This is a genomic window from Actinoallomurus sp. NPDC052274 (assembly GCF_040679475.1).
Classification (GTDB): domain Bacteria; phylum Actinomycetota; class Actinomycetes; order Streptosporangiales; family Streptosporangiaceae; genus Actinoallomurus; species Actinoallomurus liliacearum.
In genome coordinates, this window is record NZ_JBFAUT010000152.1 from 1 (window position 1) to 1235 (window position 1235).

Annotated in this window: 1 protein-coding gene; it reads right to left on the reverse strand. The window is 63.5% G+C overall.

Annotated features, from left to right (window positions below; translation table 11 throughout):
- Positions 1-290: 290 nt before the first annotated feature.
- The coding region (locus tag AB0K82_RS44575; protein ID WP_364409832.1) for a PDZ domain-containing protein at positions 291-1235 on the reverse strand (945 nt) is incomplete at its 5' end.

A 1235-nucleotide genomic window follows, 5' to 3' on the forward strand; every position in this document is an offset into this window, starting at 1 on the left:
GTCACGTCCGGGCCCGTGGGCTTCGGCATGGGGCTGCGGTCCTGCATGCGGCCGCCGGCTACGGATCCAATCTCGTCCATAGTAAGTTCGCGAAGCATGGAAATATCCTTCTCTGACGAATGACAATTTGGATGATGTTCAGGCGACTTTGGTCAAATCGTACTTTCTCCCGGCTCTTCCTCCATTGACGTTGGGATGATCCTGCCGTGCTCTGGCCTGAGGACGCGATCGGCATCCCGGTGGGCAACTGGCGGGTCTTGGTGAAGCGCATAGTCCAGCCGGCGGCGGCGTCACGGTATCCCCGGCGTTGCGGCATTCGGAAACGCCGTCGCCTGCCGCTTGCGAGCGGTTTCCTTCCAGAAATTCGCTACCCTGGGCGCGTTCAGCACGATCGAGCAGGCCTCCGCCATCTCCTCGCCGGACAGGTTCACGCAGCGGGCGAAGGCCTCGGTGACGCGGCCGACACCGGCCGGCTCGGGAACCGCAGGAGTTCCGGCTGGAAAGGCGATGTCCGGGACTCCCGGAAAGGCCAGATAGTCGCTGGCCAGGATCGAAACCGTCGGACCGGCGCAGACGCCGACCCTGGCGATCTTTCCGACCGGGGGACTGATATCGCCATATTTTCCCGCAAGTGCTTCGATGGTCCTGCCGTTGAGCGAGCAGATCCGGTCGCCGGGTTTGAGGATCGTCTGCGAAGCGGGCGAGGCCTTCATGATATGAGTTATGAGCAGCCCCTTCCCGTCGGGACGGTATTGGATGCCTATTCTCGGACGATCGGTGACTCGGGCCGTGCGGTCGGAGCCGTAGAAGGCCAGCGCGCTGTTCCCTGCGTCGAGCACGAAGTTGGATCGTCGAAGCAATCCGGTTCCGATCGAAGCGGGAATGCCACGATTGGAAAGCGGCCCGCCTTCGGGGTCGATCGATGCCGTTGCCGGCCCCATCAGGCGTTTCCCGATTCGTACCGCAGGCACGCTTACCAGTTCGCTGATGACCGGGCCGCCAGCACCGATGCCGCGAATGTTGCTGCGCACCGGGGCGGCACATTCCCATAGCCCCTCTTGTTCGGGAACCAGATGAACGTCGCCGTTTGCGCCGGTGTCCAGCAATGCCTTGACCGGGATTCCGCATAGCTCGGCGTCGACAATGGGGAGGTGGGTTCGTGTCTCGATCGCCACCGTCACGGTGTCGGCATCCTTCGGCAGGTCGCCGCCGAGCAGGAAGCGGGCGCGGCGATT